Genomic DNA, 13,712 nt, shown 5'->3' on the forward strand with positions numbered 1-13,712 from the left:
TTCAATCATGATTATGTTAAAATATTATCTATTTTTGCAAATAATTTTTATCGTTCCATGCAAAGCAGTATTTTCCTAGTATAGCAACTTTATACCACACACGAAATAGCAATGCAATACAAAACAATATTTATTGTAAATTTTCAAAATACTTTCATTTTTATTATATCCTAAGTTAATATCAATATTAATGATATTTATTATAGAATAAAATTTTATGGAAACGCCACAACATAAGTATCTGGCAGATTAAAACCTGCCAGTACTTGTGCAATGGCAAATAATCTCAAAAAATTTATCGATTATCAACTCTTATTTTTCAAATACGGTTTGTTCTGTAACCTCAGTTTCCAAAGCTTTCAATGCTCTTGCAACCAAATCTCTTCTTATAGCTCTTTCTTCTTCAAGAGTAAGTGCCGGATTTCCAAGAGGATGAGGTATTGCTATAGTAGGTACTATTCTGTTAGCTCCTACTGTTAGTGATATAGGAACTACGGTACACATATGTACTACAGGAATTCCCGCTCTTTCTATTTCTTTTACCATCGTTGCGCCGCAACGTGTACAGGTGCCTCAGGTTGATGTTAATATAACTGCATCAACTCCGTCAGCTTTTAGTTCTTGAGCGTACTCAGCTGCAAATGCTTTTGCGTTTTTAACTGCCGTACCGTTACCAACTGTTGTATAGAAATATCTGTGAAGGCTGCCTATCTTACCTTCTTTTTCAAATTCTCTTAATATATCAACTGGCAACACTCTGTCTGGATCTTGATTAGCATAAACCGGGTCATATCCACCGTGTGCTGTAGCAAATGTTTCTTCGGTTAAGTCCATAACACCCTCAATATCATACTTACCGAATTTTGAAGCACTTGATGACTCAATATGGTCAGGATTTCCTTTTGGAACAATACCGCCTGATGTAACAAGTGCAACTTTGCATTTTGTTATATCTTTAACAGCCGGATTCGGTTCTACTCTGTCAAAGTCGGGCATAGGGAACTCTGTAACATATTCCTTGCCGCTAAGCTTATTAAGAAGCATTTTAACTGCTCTCTTGGATCCTCTTTCTTTATCGAAAAAGTTAACTCTTATACCGTTTGGCATGTAACCTTCTTCAATAGATGCACCTATTTTTTCTTTCTTAGCAAGTTTCAGTGCCAATGGTGCCATTTTCTTGACAGCATCTCTCATACCTGCAGCAGAATTCTTTGTTGAAACAATATACAGACTGTTTTTAAACATATCTGCACCTGGATTTTCTATATACATACCCGTTAGTACAGGGATTCCCAGTTCATCCTTTACAGCCTGAGCAATAGTTCCGCATGCAACTCCATATCTTCCTGCATTGAAAGCCGGCCCTGCTATAAACAAGTCTGGTTTGTATTTTTTTACCATTTCAATAATATTGTTCTTTGCTTCTTCAAGGTTTTCATTGAAGTATGAGTCTCCGCATACAACAGTTGCAACTATTTCTGCTTCATCTTTGAATGCTTGCTGGAAAGCTAATCCAGGTCCTACGATGCCTTCTCTTAATTCAGCAGGAATGTGAGCCATTTCTTCTCCGCCTATATTTGCAAAGAATTGATTTATATAATGAACAACTTTTAGCATTATTTTCTCCTCCTTCCTATCTCGCACTCAATTTGTTGAAGCCCATTTCATTTGTAGCTCCTGTTATTACCTGAAGCTCCGCAGTAATGCTTCCATCTTTATGTAAACTTCCGTCAAAACCTCCTGCAATAATATCAGCTACATCAGCATAGCCGATTACTTTATCCATAGCCGGGAGTTCTATTACTTCGTTTGCATTACCTCCTGTTACCACAGCATCAGCACTTGCATCTGCATCGGCAAGAGATTGTGATGAACCGTCTCTACCAGCATATTCATCCGTAATTATTACAGTCTTAATGCCTTTAGCTTCTATCTTTTTACAGTTCATTATCAAGTCTGTATCCGGATTACCGAAGCCTTCCTGAGATATTACAACGCCGTCAACTCCTAAAAGTTCAGCAAGTTTTGCACTCCAGTTTGATGATCTTTCCTTGTCAGCAAGGTATACATTTTCATTTGTTATTATTACTCCAACAAAATTCAATGTTTTCCCATGTTCTTCAAACAAATCGTGAATTACAGGATTATTTAAATGATGATATGTGGTGTTTTTATCACATGCAGAAACACAGTTTCCACTCACAATTGCACCGTCAAAAATTTCTGTAGGGTAAATCATTGTTGTCAATGATTGTTTAGCATCTACTCCGTAAACATATGTATCGTGCATCAATCCTTGACTCTGAAGCATTAATACATAAGCTACTCTAGGAAGTTCAGGATAAAGTTTTATTCCTTCAACTAAATTAGGAGTCTCAAAAGTATGTACTTCATCTGGTGTTAAAGTTCTAGCAAGTTCTCCTAAATATGCTGCTACTTTGTATCCTGCAAATCTAAGAGCTTTTTCATGTTCATGCTGTTTTAATCCATCAATAGGTTCGCATACCGCCACTAAATTGTTTAGTTTAGAAAAAGGAGTATACTCAGCGCCAGATCCATCCATATCTATGATACCTTCCTGGAATCCAACAATTTTTCCTGTAGTAACAACAGCAGCTCCCTTTAAAACATTTGTCTTGCCTGAGCCTACAGTCTCAACCTTATTGAGCATTCCAGGAAAAATTCCTCCGGCACCTTCAACTTTTACCCTCGGTTCAATAACATCTTTAACGGGCATAATTCTAATACTTTCGCCAGGTCTAGCCAATTCAATTTCCGCTGACTTAAAATTTTGTTCTTCTAGAATTAATGCTTTTACTTCATCTTTGTTCACATACAATGTTCCGTTTTCAACCTTAGAATGTTCAGCGAACTGAATATCCTTAATAAAAACATAGCCTAATTCTAATTTCAAAACACTCACCTCCATAATTATTCATGGTTATATATTTAACGCGCTTTCAAGCACTGTTAAATCAATTAATTTAAAATCATTTTCAATCTTTTCAGTTAGATTGATGAGCTTGTTCTTATTAAATCTGTCATATGTCACTATTGAATTTTCTATAATGTAAACAGAATCGTAATTCAACTCAGACTTATTATCTGCAATTATCACAGATTTATAAGGCGTTTCATTTGGTTTTAAACTGCTCGACAAAGGATGTGTTAAAAGCTCGTACCCTTCATGTATCTTGTCCCTTGTTTTGACCAATACATCTCTATAGCTTCCGACTATATAAATTACACTGTATGTATCCTTGTGCTTATTGTATACCCAATCATTATTCGTAATTATCATAGTTTCATCCTTAAAATGAAGATTTTTATTCTTGAAAATTATGTCATTATTATGTTGTAAAAGCCGAATAAAAAAGCAGAAAGCATAATAAATTCATTCTGCCTTCTGCTCTGTTACAAACCTGAGAGATTCCTCTTCTCTATATAAGAGTTGCTCCTTCGGTGCTTACGCTTTTCAGAGTTTTGTCAGTTTGCGGTCCTTTTGCCTGAGATCATCATAAAATATGGCTAATATTTTATTTATTCCTTCGGCGCTGTTAATAACATAACAGTCTCTCCCGCAAACGTCATTCAAATATTTATTTGTTTTAATTATATATAATAATTTTTAATAAATCAAGTACTATTTATAAATTTTTTTATTAGAATATGAAAACCTTTAATTCTTCTGAAATTAGGCGTTTGACTTAAATTAGTAAACAAGAAAAACGCATAAAGCTTATTAAATTTTTAACATTGTCTAAAGAATAACACTATGTATTTTTTATATCAAATCATATCATAAAATCCCAATTGCCTTAAGGCTTCGTACATTACAATATTTACAGAATTTGACAAATTCAACGATCTTGCATGTACATTATCTATCATCGGTATTTTTATTCTTGTATTAATATATTCCTCGTGTATATAATCCGGAAGGCCTTTTGTTTCTTTTCCAAACATAATGTAGCATTCATCCTCGTACACAACGTCTGTATAAAATCTGCTTTCCTTTGTAGTTGAAATAAAAACAGGTTTATTGCCTATTGATTCTTTAAACTCTTCAAAATTATCATAATAAGTAATATTTACAAGATCCCAATAATCAAGACCCGCCCTCTTTAAATATTTATCGCTTACTGAAAAACCAAGAGGTTTTATTAAATGAAGGTTAGAGCCGGTAGCTGCACATGTCCTTGCAATATTTCCTGTGTTCTGTGGTATTTCCGGTTCAAACAATACAATGTTTAATGCCATTTTTTTCTCCTGTTACATATATTTTTATCACGTCTTGCTATTTAGTTTTTTTGTTTCTTTATAAAAATTGCATAAGCCTTTCAAGCTGCAACTCTCACATTTCGGATTTTGAGCAATGCATAAGTTCCTTCCGTGGGTAATTAGCAGGTGGTGCATTAAATGCCACTTATACTTTGGAAGCTTTTTCATCATCTCATCAGATACTTTGTCAGGTGTAGAACCTGATGCCAGTCCTATTCGCCTTGTAAGTCTGAATACATGAGTGTCAACTGGAAAAGCAGGTATATTGAACGCTTCAACAAGCACCACCGACGCCGTCTTTCTTCCAACACCCGGCAAAGACATCAAATCTTCCATATTTTGAGGCACCTGACTATTATGCTTGTCCCTCAGTTCACGGCACATGTTATAGATACTTTTTGATTTATTTTTGTACAGGCCGATTTTCTTTATTTTTTCGGCTATTTCTTCTTGACTAAGCTTAAGAAAAGAATCTAAATCCGGATATTCCTTGTATAAATTTTCAGTCAATGCATTAACGCTTTTGTCAGTTGCCTGCGCGCTAAGCATTGTAGATACAAGCAGCTGAAACGGCGTTTTATAGTTCAATCCACAGCTTGCAAAAGGGTAGTCTTCTTTTAACAATTCATAAACCTTATCTGCTTTTGTCATCAGTTAACCTCCATATAACGGTTTATAATCTCTACTCTATTATCGTTATCTATAAAATCAATTATTTTTAAAAGCATGGACTCACATAAAGCCTTTTTATTAGAAACGACCGCAACGCCGATTACTGATCTGTTCCATAAATCATTATAATCAATTTCTGCAGCGGATGCGTTAAATCTTGATTTAATTCTTTCAATAATGCTCTTGATAACATGTCTTTTTTCCTTAAGAGAGTTAGCTTCGTAAATTATCAATTCTATTTCACATGTACCTACTATCATACCCCGCCTCCAGCTAATTTAATAAACTCCTCTCTAACTTTATCATTTTCATATTTAATAAAATTATGCAGTATATCCATTGATTTAGATCTGTCTAATTCAGTCAAAGTCCATGCAGCATATATTTTTATCATGTCAGATTCATTGTTCAACTCATCTCTGACAAGTTCAAACATAGATTTAAGTTTCAAATTGCCTATTGCTATCAATGCATTTCTCTTCCAGATGTTTTTTCCTCTCCAGCTTCCTGACATATTTTTATACCTTGACAAAAATTCTTTATTAGACATTTTCATTAATTCTTCTAAGTCAATTACTAGACTTCTATAATCATTGTCTGCTGATTTTTCTGAATTCTTCCTATTTTTAGGACATACAAGCTGGCACATGTCACAGCCGTATATTTGATTTCTCATATTTTTTCTGTATTCCAGAGGAATGTAATCCTTTGTCTGCGTAAGATATGAAACGCATTTTTTTGAGTTAATACCTCCATTTTTTTGCAAAGCTTTATTTGGACAGCTTTCAATGCATATGTTACATGCACCACAAATATTAATATTTTCTGCTACTCCGCCACTCAGTATCTCTAAATCTGTCAACAAGTATCCTATGTTTATAAACGATCCCAGTTTATCATTGATAAGAAGCATGTTTTTGCCATAGTTGCCAATTCCGGCATTTTTGCATATTTCTCTGTCTATCAGCGGAGATGTATCAACACAAATTTTATACTCAAAACTTATGTCCTTTTTTATTTCTTCAGCTATACTCTTCAATATGCTGCTTAATTTTTTATGGTAATCTTCGCCATACGAAACAACACTCAAAAGGCCCTTGTCTTTTACAACAGGCTTCTTATAGCCCTCAGCGTAAGGCACAGCAATAGCAACTATACTTTTGCAATTGGGCATAATATTTCTGACGTCAATTCTTTTATTTATATTTTGTTCTTCAAATTCACAACTATATCCTTTATTAAGCCTATCCGATAAAAGATCTGATAAGTAGCTGTAATTTAAAACAGACGTAAATCCTATTTCTTCTATTCCTAAAGAATTTGCAATTTCTATAATTCTTTGCTTCATATAATTATCCCTTTTCTGCCGGCTTCCCTTTTGTTCAAATTAACTGTTTTATTTTACATATTACATATTGATTATAACATATTTTTTATGTAAAAAAAGCCCCTCAGGGCTTTTTAACTCATTTATTTTGCAATTGCTTCAAGTATTGATTCCGCTATATTTGATGCATGATCTCCTATTCTCTCTAAATTCCCTATGATATCAAGGAATATGACTCCGGCATTTGGTTCGCATACATAAGTATTTAATCTTTCTATATGATTTTTTCTTAAATTTTTATACATTACATCAATTTTTTTATCATTTACAATAACCTTGTTACAGTCTTCTTTATCTATAGTTTGTATCGCGTCCAGCGTTGACTTATAGACAAACATTGCAGTATCAAACATTTCTCTAACTTCGTCACTGGCTTCGTCCGAAAAATTAACATTATTTTCTAGTTTGTAAAGTACAAGTTCGCCAATGTTGTCAGCATGATCCCCAACTCTTTCAATATCATTTAAAGCATTTATAAGTACAACCACTTTGTCTTTTTCATAATTTGTCATCGATACCTTATCAAGCTTGACTAAGTATTCCAGTGTGGCTCTGCAAAGCTCGTTAACCTTTTTTTCAAGTTCAAAGACCTTATATGCCAATTCCTCATTGTTTTCAAAAAAAGCATTTACTGCAGTAAAAAATTCTTCGTATGCTAGATTACCCAAGTGCAGAACTTCCTTTGCGGTTTGTGTCAGTGCTATTGACGGCGTTATAAGAAGTCTTTCATCTATATATTTTGTTACATGCTCGGATTCACTGTCATCTTTTCTGACAATAAGTTCCGATGCTTTTACAAGTAAGCCTGAAAATGGAAATATTAATATTACATTTAAAACGTTGAACAAAATATGACCTGCTGCTATTTGCCGCGGAACATAGGAAGGCACAACATCCAGGATCAACCATTCGACAGGATTTTTCAATAAGAGCATAAATAATAACGTACCGCTTAAATTAAACAATAAATGTATAACTGCGGCTCTTTTGGCCGTCTTACTAGCTCCGATACTGGACAGCATAGCAGTTATACATGTTCCGATATTTTGGCCGAAAATAACCGGATATGCCTGCTCAAAAGTCATAACACCTGTTGTGGCAACTGCTATCAATAAACCTGTGGTAGCACTGCTACTCTGGAGAATCGCAGTCATTATAATTCCTACCATTATTCCGAGAATCGGATTATTAAATTTTGTTATAAGTCCGGTAAATTGAGGATTTTCCTCTAGAGGCTTCATGGCATTTCCCATCATTTTCATTCCTATGAAGAGAATACTGAACCCAATTATTACCTCTGCTATGCTTTTTACTTTTTTCTTCTTAGATGCTAAAAGCATAAAAACACCTATTCCAACCATAAGTGTTGCAACTTTTGTAATGTTCAAAGATACTAAGAAAGCAGTTACGGTTGTACCTATATTGGCCCCCATTATAATACCAACAGCCTGATTCAAATTCATAAGTCCTGCATTAACAAATCCAACCACCATTACTGTAGTTGCGCTACTGCTTTGTATTACCCCTGTAACTAACGCTCCCACTAATACACCCATAAACTTGTTCTTTGTGAGAGCCGCTAAAATATCTTTCATTTTGCTTCCGGCAGTTTTTTGAAGACCGTCCCCCATATAGCTCATTCCAAAAAGGAACAGCCCGAGCCCTCCAATCAAATTAATGGCAATATCCATAGTTCCTCCTAACTATTTGTAAAGAGTTTGCAATTTATTTGTAAATATCCAGTAATCAAACCCAAGCAATTATATCATTATTTGTCGATATAATAAAGACAAAACTTTTTTTATTTCTTACAATTTATTTACAATTAAAATTGACATAAATCTATAAATAAATACAATTTATAAATTTGTAAAATTAAAAAAAGCCCCGAAGGGCTTCTTTTAATTTTATACTGATTTTACTGATTCCGCACCTTTTGTCAAAGCATCTTTATTCAGAGGGACTAAGTGACTTTTGTTTTCACCGAATACTTTTACAAAAGCCTTAAGAACAGAATCGAACTCAACTGTTTTTGCTAATTCCAAATATGCACCAAGCATTACCATATTTGCTACCTTGCTGTTTCCCAATTCCAACGCCAACTCATTTGCATTTACATAGTATGCTTCAATGTCAGTTCTTGTTGGTTTTACATCTATCAATGATTTGTTTATAACTAATTTCCCGCCAGGAACCAGTTCCTGTTCAAATTTAACAAGTGAAGGCAGGTTCATAACTATTGCTGCCGTACCATCTTTAGATATAAGCGGAGATCCTACTTCATCATCTGATACAACAACTGCGCAGTTTGCAGTACCGCCTCTCATTTCCGGTCCGTAGGAAGGCATCCATGTAACATTTCTTCCTTCAATCATTCCTGCATAAGCCAAAAGTTTTCCTATAGCCATAACACCCTGACCGCCAAATCCAGCCATTATTACTTTTTGTTCCATATTATTTTCCCTCCTCAAAATCTCTGAAATTTCCTAACGGATAATATGGAATCATATTATCTCTAAGCCAATCCAACGCTTTTACAGGAGTCAGTCCCCAGTTAGTAGGACATGATGACAATACTTCAACTATTGCAAAGCCTTCACCTTTTATCTGACATTCAAATGCTCTTTTTATTGCTTTTTTAGCTTTTCTTACGTTAGCAGGTGTATCAACTGAAACTCTTTCAACAAATTTAGCTCCGTTTATTGTTGCCAGCATCTCTGCAATTCTTATAGGTCTTCCGCAAAGATCTTCATCTCTTCCAAGAGGAGATGTAGTAGTTTTCTGACCTACCAAAGTCGTAGGTGCCATCTGGCCGCCTGTCATGCCGTAAATAGCGTTATTTACAAATATTGTAGTTATTTTTTCTGCTCTGTGAGCCGCATGTACTATTTCTGCTGACCCTATTGATGCAAGGTCGCCATCTCCTTGGTACGTAAATACAACCTTGTCTGGAAGAGCTCTTTTAATTCCTGTAGCTACTGCAGGAGCTCTTCCGTGTGCAGCTTCCTGCATATCACAGTTAAAATAATTATAAGCAAGAACTGAGCATCCAACAGGAGCAACGCCTATGGCTTCACCCAGCACTCCCAATTCTACTAATGTTTCCGCAACTAATTTATGAATAACACCGTGGGTGCAACCTGGACAGTAATGAAACGGAACATCTGTCAAGCCTTTTGATTTTTCATATACAATTGTCATTATTTTGTACCTCCTGCTATTTTTTCAATATCCGCCAGAATACTAGCCGGTGTAGGAACCATACCGCCCTGTGTTCCATTGAAATAAACAGGTAATTTTCCAGCGATACCGATTTTAACATCGTCAACCATCTGGCCGGCACTCATTTCCACTGTCAATATACCCTTAGCATTATTTCCTATAGTATTGAATACATCATACGGGAATGGCCACAAAGTTATCGGTCTTATAATTCCTACTTTTATCCCTTTTTGTTCAGCCTGCTTCATAGCTGTTTTAACTATTCTTGAAGTAGTTCCGTATGCAACCAGCACAACTTCGGCTTCTTCTAATCCGTATGCTTCATACATTACTTCATTTTCTTCCATTAATTTATATTTTTTCTCAAGGTTAGAATTGTGGATTTGAAGAGCTTCTGCCTGTAAGTAAAGTGAGTTAATAATGTTTGGCTTTCTTTCTTCTTTAGTACCTGTAGTTGCCCATTCCTTAGGAGGAAGATCAACTTTTTTAGGTTCTTTAAATTCAACAGCCTCCATTATCTGACCTATCATACCGTCTGCGCATATAAGAACTGGATTTCTGTAATAATCCGCTTTATCAAAACCCATTATAATTAAATCAACTATCTCCTGGATGCTGGCAGGTGCATAGCAAAGTGTACGATAATCGCCGTTTCCACCGCCTCTTGTTGACTGGAAGTAGTCTGCCTGACCTGGTTGAATACTTCCAAGACCAGGGCCGCCTCTCATCATGTTTACAATAACGCATGGTATTTCAGCACCAGCCGCATACGTAATTCCTTCTTGCTTCAATGATATTCCCGGGCTTGAAGAAGCTGTCATACATCTCGCACCTGCTCCTCCTGCTCCATAAACCATATTTATAGCAGCAATTTCACTTTCTGCCTGTAAAAATACTCCTCCGGCCTCCGGCAATGCTTTTGACATATATTCTGGGATTTCACTTGAAGGAGTAATTGGATATCCAAAAAAATATTTGCAGCCTGCTTTTATAGCTGCAGCTCCAACAGCCTCATTACCTTTCATTAATACTTTAGACATAATCTACCTCCACTATTATAATCTTTCTACTGTTATTACTGAATCAGGACACATAATTGCACAGCTGCCGCAAGCAATACATTTCTCTTGGTCAACTACATGAGCAGGGCAATATCCTTTTCCATTAATTTTATCTTTGTTCAATTCGATAATTTTTACCGGACATACCGTTACACACAATTCGCAACCCTTGCATGCATCCTCATTAAATGTAACTTTTCCTTTTGCCATTATAATACCTCCATTCTCAACTCATCCATTCTTCCCTCATATAAAGATTTATGGGGAACAATTTTTCTAATATTTCTTTGTTTTTTATATCAGCTGCTGCCTTGTTGATAACAACTTCATATCTAATGGGAATATCTGTTTCCCATGATACTTTCTCTGTTAATTCATGACCAAACTCAACATCTTCTGCCGTTGTTTCCTTCAGCATATGCGTATTGTTAATTAATCCAGTCACTTTCAATTTTGACGTTGCTTCTATTAAGCGTAAATATTTCAATGCACCTTCAACAGTGCTCGTCTCGGGCCTGTTTCCATTTATTACGAAAAACATATCATAATCAGTGCTCTTAATTTGATCTGAGTACCTTGCAAGAACTCTCGCACCTACAGGATCCCCCCCAACGTCAAGTATAGACTTTTCATTTGGATTCAATATTACACCTGTTAATTCTGCTGGTAACGCAGGTATATCAATTGCAGTATTTTTTATGCTTGAATCAAATACCTTAACTCCGATTTTTTCGAAAAAATCTCTTTTTTCTCTAGATCTGAAGTAAGGGTTTACTATGTCCAAATCGGCGATGCTCACATTTTCATATTGCTCTTTCATTTTTACTGCATAGTTAACAGAAAATTCAGACTTACCGCTTCCATAGTGACCTATTATAATAACTAGTCTCTTATCCAGCATATTATCCCTCCCTTCGGTCATACACTATTTGTATTCCTTAGCAGATTCTTCGTGGTTCAATACTCTGAGCCCTCCCTGAGCTAAAGCTAAAAGCTCGTCCTCACCGGGATAAGCAATTACTTCTGATATGAATTTAACTTTTTTCTCAATCATATCTACAAAGTATTTATCGTAGGCTATTCCTCCTGTAATCAGAATTGCATCAACCTCACCATCAAGAACTACTGCATATTCTCCTATGGCCTTTGCAACCTGGTATGCCATTGATCCATATACCAGCTCTGCCTTCTTATCTCCTGCCTGTGCTTTATCACTTACATCCTTTGCACTGTTAGTGCCAAGATATGCGCTGAGACCGCCTTTTCCAACAAGCATCTTTTTTATTTCTTTCTGTGTATATTTCCCGCTGAAGCACGCGTTAATTAGCTGTTCAGCCGGAAGGGAACCTGATCTTTCCGGTGAAAATGGGCCTTCTCCATTTAAAGCGTTATTAACATCAATTACCTTTCCTTTTTTGTGTGCCCCTATGGAAATTCCTCCTCCCAAGTGAGCCACAACAAAGTTCATATCTTCATATTTTTTATTAAACCTTTCAGATGCTGCTCTTCTGGCAACTGCTTTTTGATTAAGCGCATGCCATATGCTGATTCTTTCAAAATCAGGATGACCGCTGATTCTTGCAGTTTCATTAAGTTCATCCACAACTACAGGATCTACTATGAATGACGGTATTCCTACTTCGTCTGCAATAGAACGAGCTATCAAGCCTCCAAGATTTGATGCATGCTCTCCAATTGCGTTTGAAGTCAAATCTTCAACCAGTTTATCATTTACGGCGTAAGTTCCTCCCTCTATTGGTTTTAACAAACCGCCTCTTCCAACAACTGCATCCAGTGATTTAAGTAATATATTATTATTTTTAAGCGCATCAACAATTAAATTTTTCCTGAATTCAAATTGTTCAGCAACTTTAGAGTATTTGCCCAGTTCCTCATTTGAATGCCTGAGCGTAGTCTCAAATACAGAGTTTTCATCATCATAAACCGCAATCTTTGTTGACGTGCTTCCTGGGTTTATTATTAATTGTTTCATACTATTCTCCTTTAAAAGATGAAACTAATACAGAAAGTGCGATTGAATTTAATTTCGCTTTATCTGAATCAGCTCTCGACGTTAACACTATAGGAGCTCTTGCTCCTAATATTATTCCTGCGTTTTCGGCATTAGCCAGATATGTCAAAGCCTTATAAAATACATTTCCTGCTTCAATATTCGGCATAAGAAGTATATCGGCGTCTCCTACTACATCACCCTTAATGCCCTTTAATTCTGCAGACTCTTTAGAAATTGCATTATCTAATGCATAGGGGCCTTCAACTATACACCCTGAAATTTTTCCTTCTTTCTGCATTTCAACAAGTTCATGTGCGTCCAAAGTCGCCTGCATTTTAGGATTTACCTTTTCTTTTGCACATATTACTGCAACCTTAGGCACTTCTGCTCCAAGAGCACGACTTAGTTTTATCGAATTTTCTATTATCTGTCTTTTATCGTCGGCATTGGGAGCTATGCTCATAGCCGCATCAGTAATAATGAAAAATTTGTGATAAGTATCAGTTGAGAAAACTGCGGCATGGCTAAGTATATTTCCTGTTCTTAGTCCTATTTCTTTGTTTAAAACAGCCTTCAAAATAATTGATGTGTCTATTAATCCTTTCATAACCACGTCGGCTTTTTTGCTGCTTACCAATGCAACTGCTTTTTTGCAAGCCTCAGGTCCATCTTTTTCATCTATTATTTCAATATTTTTTAGATCAAATTTTATTTCTTTTGATATATCAATTATTTTTTCTTTATCACCTATTAAAATAGGCTCGCAGATTTTTTCATCTACAGCTGTCTTAATCGCTTTTAAAACATCTTCATCCTGAGCAAAAGCTACTGCTATTTTTGAAGGTCCATGTGCTTCAGCATATTCTTGGGCATGTCTTATTATTTCTACAAATTTCTTCACTTTCTCACCTCGCATTAAATATTGAGCAATTTTCATGCCAACTTTGATAATCTGATAAATAAAAATGCCAATCACTGAAATTTCAATGATTGGCTTATGTGAATAATTTTACTAAAATTACATTAAAAATAACTTTGCATTAATTTGCGTGCAATTCCTTGCAACTTATGTTTT

15 protein-coding genes and 1 riboswitch are annotated in these 13,712 nt (G+C 35.5%); all 15 genes read right to left on the bottom strand.

Going from position 1 to position 13,712, the window contains the following annotated elements:
- Positions 1 to 312: 312 nt before the first annotated feature.
- Positions 313 to 1,617, bottom strand: a complete 1,305-nt coding sequence (gene grdB / locus RBQ61_RS12190; protein WP_308137586.1) for a glycine reductase complex selenoprotein B — start codon at positions 1,615 to 1,617, stop codon at positions 313 to 315.
- Positions 1,618 to 1,633: 16 nt separating this feature from the next.
- Positions 1,634 to 2,914 (bottom strand): glycine/sarcosine/betaine reductase component B subunit, encoded by a 1,281-nt coding sequence (locus RBQ61_RS12195; RefSeq protein WP_308137587.1) that lies wholly within the window; start codon positions 2,912 to 2,914, stop codon positions 1,634 to 1,636.
- 27 nt (positions 2,915 to 2,941) lie between these two features.
- Positions 2,942 to 3,301: a GrdX family protein gene (locus tag RBQ61_RS12200; RefSeq protein ID WP_308137588.1), complete on the bottom strand. Its 360-nt coding sequence runs from the start codon at positions 3,299 to 3,301 to the stop codon at positions 2,942 to 2,944.
- A gap of 183 nt (positions 3,302 to 3,484) precedes the next feature.
- Positions 3,485 to 3,591, bottom strand: a riboswitch (glycine riboswitch).
- A gap of 198 nt (positions 3,592 to 3,789) precedes the next feature.
- On the bottom strand, positions 3,790 to 4,260 hold the full coding sequence (gene trmL, locus RBQ61_RS12205; protein ID WP_308137589.1) for a tRNA (uridine(34)/cytosine(34)/5-carboxymethylaminomethyluridine(34)-2'-O)-methyltransferase TrmL: 471 nt from the start codon (positions 4,258 to 4,260) through the stop codon (positions 3,790 to 3,792).
- 27 nt (positions 4,261 to 4,287) lie between these two features.
- Positions 4,288 to 4,932: an endonuclease III gene (gene nth, locus RBQ61_RS12210; protein ID WP_308137590.1), complete on the bottom strand. Its 645-nt coding sequence runs from the start codon at positions 4,930 to 4,932 to the stop codon at positions 4,288 to 4,290.
- A complete protein-coding gene (locus tag RBQ61_RS12215) occupies positions 4,932 to 5,213 on the bottom strand; it encodes a DUF503 domain-containing protein (RefSeq protein WP_308137591.1) in 282 nt (93 codons plus the stop codon). Before RBQ61_RS12215 ends, nth begins: the two co-directional genes overlap by 1 nt.
- Entirely contained in the window at positions 5,210 to 6,301 is a 1,092-nt protein-coding gene (gene queG / locus RBQ61_RS12220; protein ID WP_308137592.1) for a tRNA epoxyqueuosine(34) reductase QueG, read from the bottom strand. Before queG ends, RBQ61_RS12215 begins: the two co-directional genes overlap by 4 nt.
- A 122-nt stretch (positions 6,302 to 6,423) precedes the next feature.
- Complete coding sequence (locus tag RBQ61_RS12225; protein ID WP_308137593.1) at positions 6,424 to 8,031, bottom strand: Na/Pi cotransporter family protein; 1,608 nt, start codon at positions 8,029 to 8,031, stop codon at positions 6,424 to 6,426.
- Positions 8,032 to 8,247: 216 nt separating this feature from the next.
- Positions 8,248 to 8,793 carry a 2-oxoacid:acceptor oxidoreductase family protein gene (locus tag RBQ61_RS12230; protein WP_308137594.1) on the bottom strand — a complete coding sequence of 182 codons (546 nt, stop codon included), beginning with the start codon at positions 8,791 to 8,793 and terminating at the stop codon, positions 8,248 to 8,250.
- Between the two features lies 1 nt (position 8,794).
- Positions 8,795 to 9,541, bottom strand: a complete 747-nt coding sequence (locus tag RBQ61_RS12235; protein ID WP_308137595.1) for a thiamine pyrophosphate-dependent enzyme — start codon at positions 9,539 to 9,541, stop codon at positions 8,795 to 8,797.
- Positions 9,541 to 10,602, bottom strand: coding sequence for a 3-methyl-2-oxobutanoate dehydrogenase subunit VorB (locus tag RBQ61_RS12240; RefSeq protein WP_308137596.1), 1,062 nt, complete (start codon positions 10,600 to 10,602; stop codon positions 9,541 to 9,543). The genes RBQ61_RS12235 and RBQ61_RS12240 overlap by 1 nt, the downstream gene beginning before the upstream one ends.
- 15 nt (positions 10,603 to 10,617) lie before the next feature.
- The gene (locus tag RBQ61_RS12245) at positions 10,618 to 10,833 is read right to left on the bottom strand and encodes a 4Fe-4S binding protein (protein ID WP_308137597.1); all 216 of its coding nucleotides are present in this window, start codon (positions 10,831 to 10,833) and stop codon (positions 10,618 to 10,620) included.
- Positions 10,834 to 10,849: 16 nt separating this feature from the next.
- Positions 10,850 to 11,524, bottom strand: a complete 675-nt coding sequence (locus RBQ61_RS12250; protein WP_308137598.1) for an ATP-binding protein — start codon at positions 11,522 to 11,524, stop codon at positions 10,850 to 10,852.
- A 24-nt stretch (positions 11,525 to 11,548) separates the two neighbouring features.
- Complete coding sequence (buk, locus tag RBQ61_RS12255) at positions 11,549 to 12,616, bottom strand: butyrate kinase (protein WP_308137599.1); 1,068 nt, start codon at positions 12,614 to 12,616, stop codon at positions 11,549 to 11,551.
- A 1-nt stretch (position 12,617) separates the two neighbouring features.
- Positions 12,618 to 13,538, bottom strand: a complete 921-nt coding sequence (locus RBQ61_RS12260; protein WP_308137600.1) for a phosphate butyryltransferase — start codon at positions 13,536 to 13,538, stop codon at positions 12,618 to 12,620.
- Between the last annotated feature and the right edge of the window lie 174 nt (positions 13,539 to 13,712).

The organism is Sedimentibacter sp. MB35-C1 (assembly GCF_030913635.1).
GTDB lineage: Bacteria > Bacillota > Clostridia > Tissierellales > Sedimentibacteraceae > Sedimentibacter.

Excerpts from the sequence above, each read along its gene's own strand:
- RBQ61_RS12200 (WP_308137588.1), bottom strand. The coding sequence starts at position 3,301 with ATGATAATTACGAATAATGATTGGGTATACAATAAGCACAAGGATACA.
- trmL (WP_308137589.1), bottom strand. The coding sequence starts at position 4,260 with ATGGCATTAAACATTGTATTGTTTGAACCGGAAATACCACAGAACACA.
- nth (WP_308137590.1), bottom strand. The coding sequence starts at position 4,932 with ATGACAAAAGCAGATAAGGTTTATGAATTGTTAAAAGAAGACTACCCT.
- RBQ61_RS12215 (WP_308137591.1), bottom strand. The coding sequence starts at position 5,213 with ATGATAGTAGGTACATGTGAAATAGAATTGATAATTTACGAAGCTAAC.
- queG (WP_308137592.1), bottom strand. The coding sequence starts at position 6,301 with ATGAAGCAAAGAATTATAGAAATTGCAAATTCTTTAGGAATAGAAGAA.
- RBQ61_RS12225 (WP_308137593.1), bottom strand. The coding sequence starts at position 8,031 with ATGGATATTGCCATTAATTTGATTGGAGGGCTCGGGCTGTTCCTTTTT.
- RBQ61_RS12230 (WP_308137594.1), bottom strand. The coding sequence starts at position 8,793 with ATGGAACAAAAAGTAATAATGGCTGGATTTGGCGGTCAGGGTGTTATG.
- RBQ61_RS12235 (WP_308137595.1), bottom strand. The coding sequence starts at position 9,541 with ATGACAATTGTATATGAAAAATCAAAAGGCTTGACAGATGTTCCGTTT.
- RBQ61_RS12240 (WP_308137596.1), bottom strand. The coding sequence starts at position 10,602 with ATGTCTAAAGTATTAATGAAAGGTAATGAGGCTGTTGGAGCTGCAGCT.
- RBQ61_RS12245 (WP_308137597.1), bottom strand. The coding sequence starts at position 10,833 with ATGGCAAAAGGAAAAGTTACATTTAATGAGGATGCATGCAAGGGTTGC.
- RBQ61_RS12250 (WP_308137598.1), bottom strand. The coding sequence starts at position 11,524 with ATGCTGGATAAGAGACTAGTTATTATAATAGGTCACTATGGAAGCGGT.
- buk (WP_308137599.1), bottom strand. The coding sequence starts at position 12,616 with ATGAAACAATTAATAATAAACCCAGGAAGCACGTCAACAAAGATTGCG.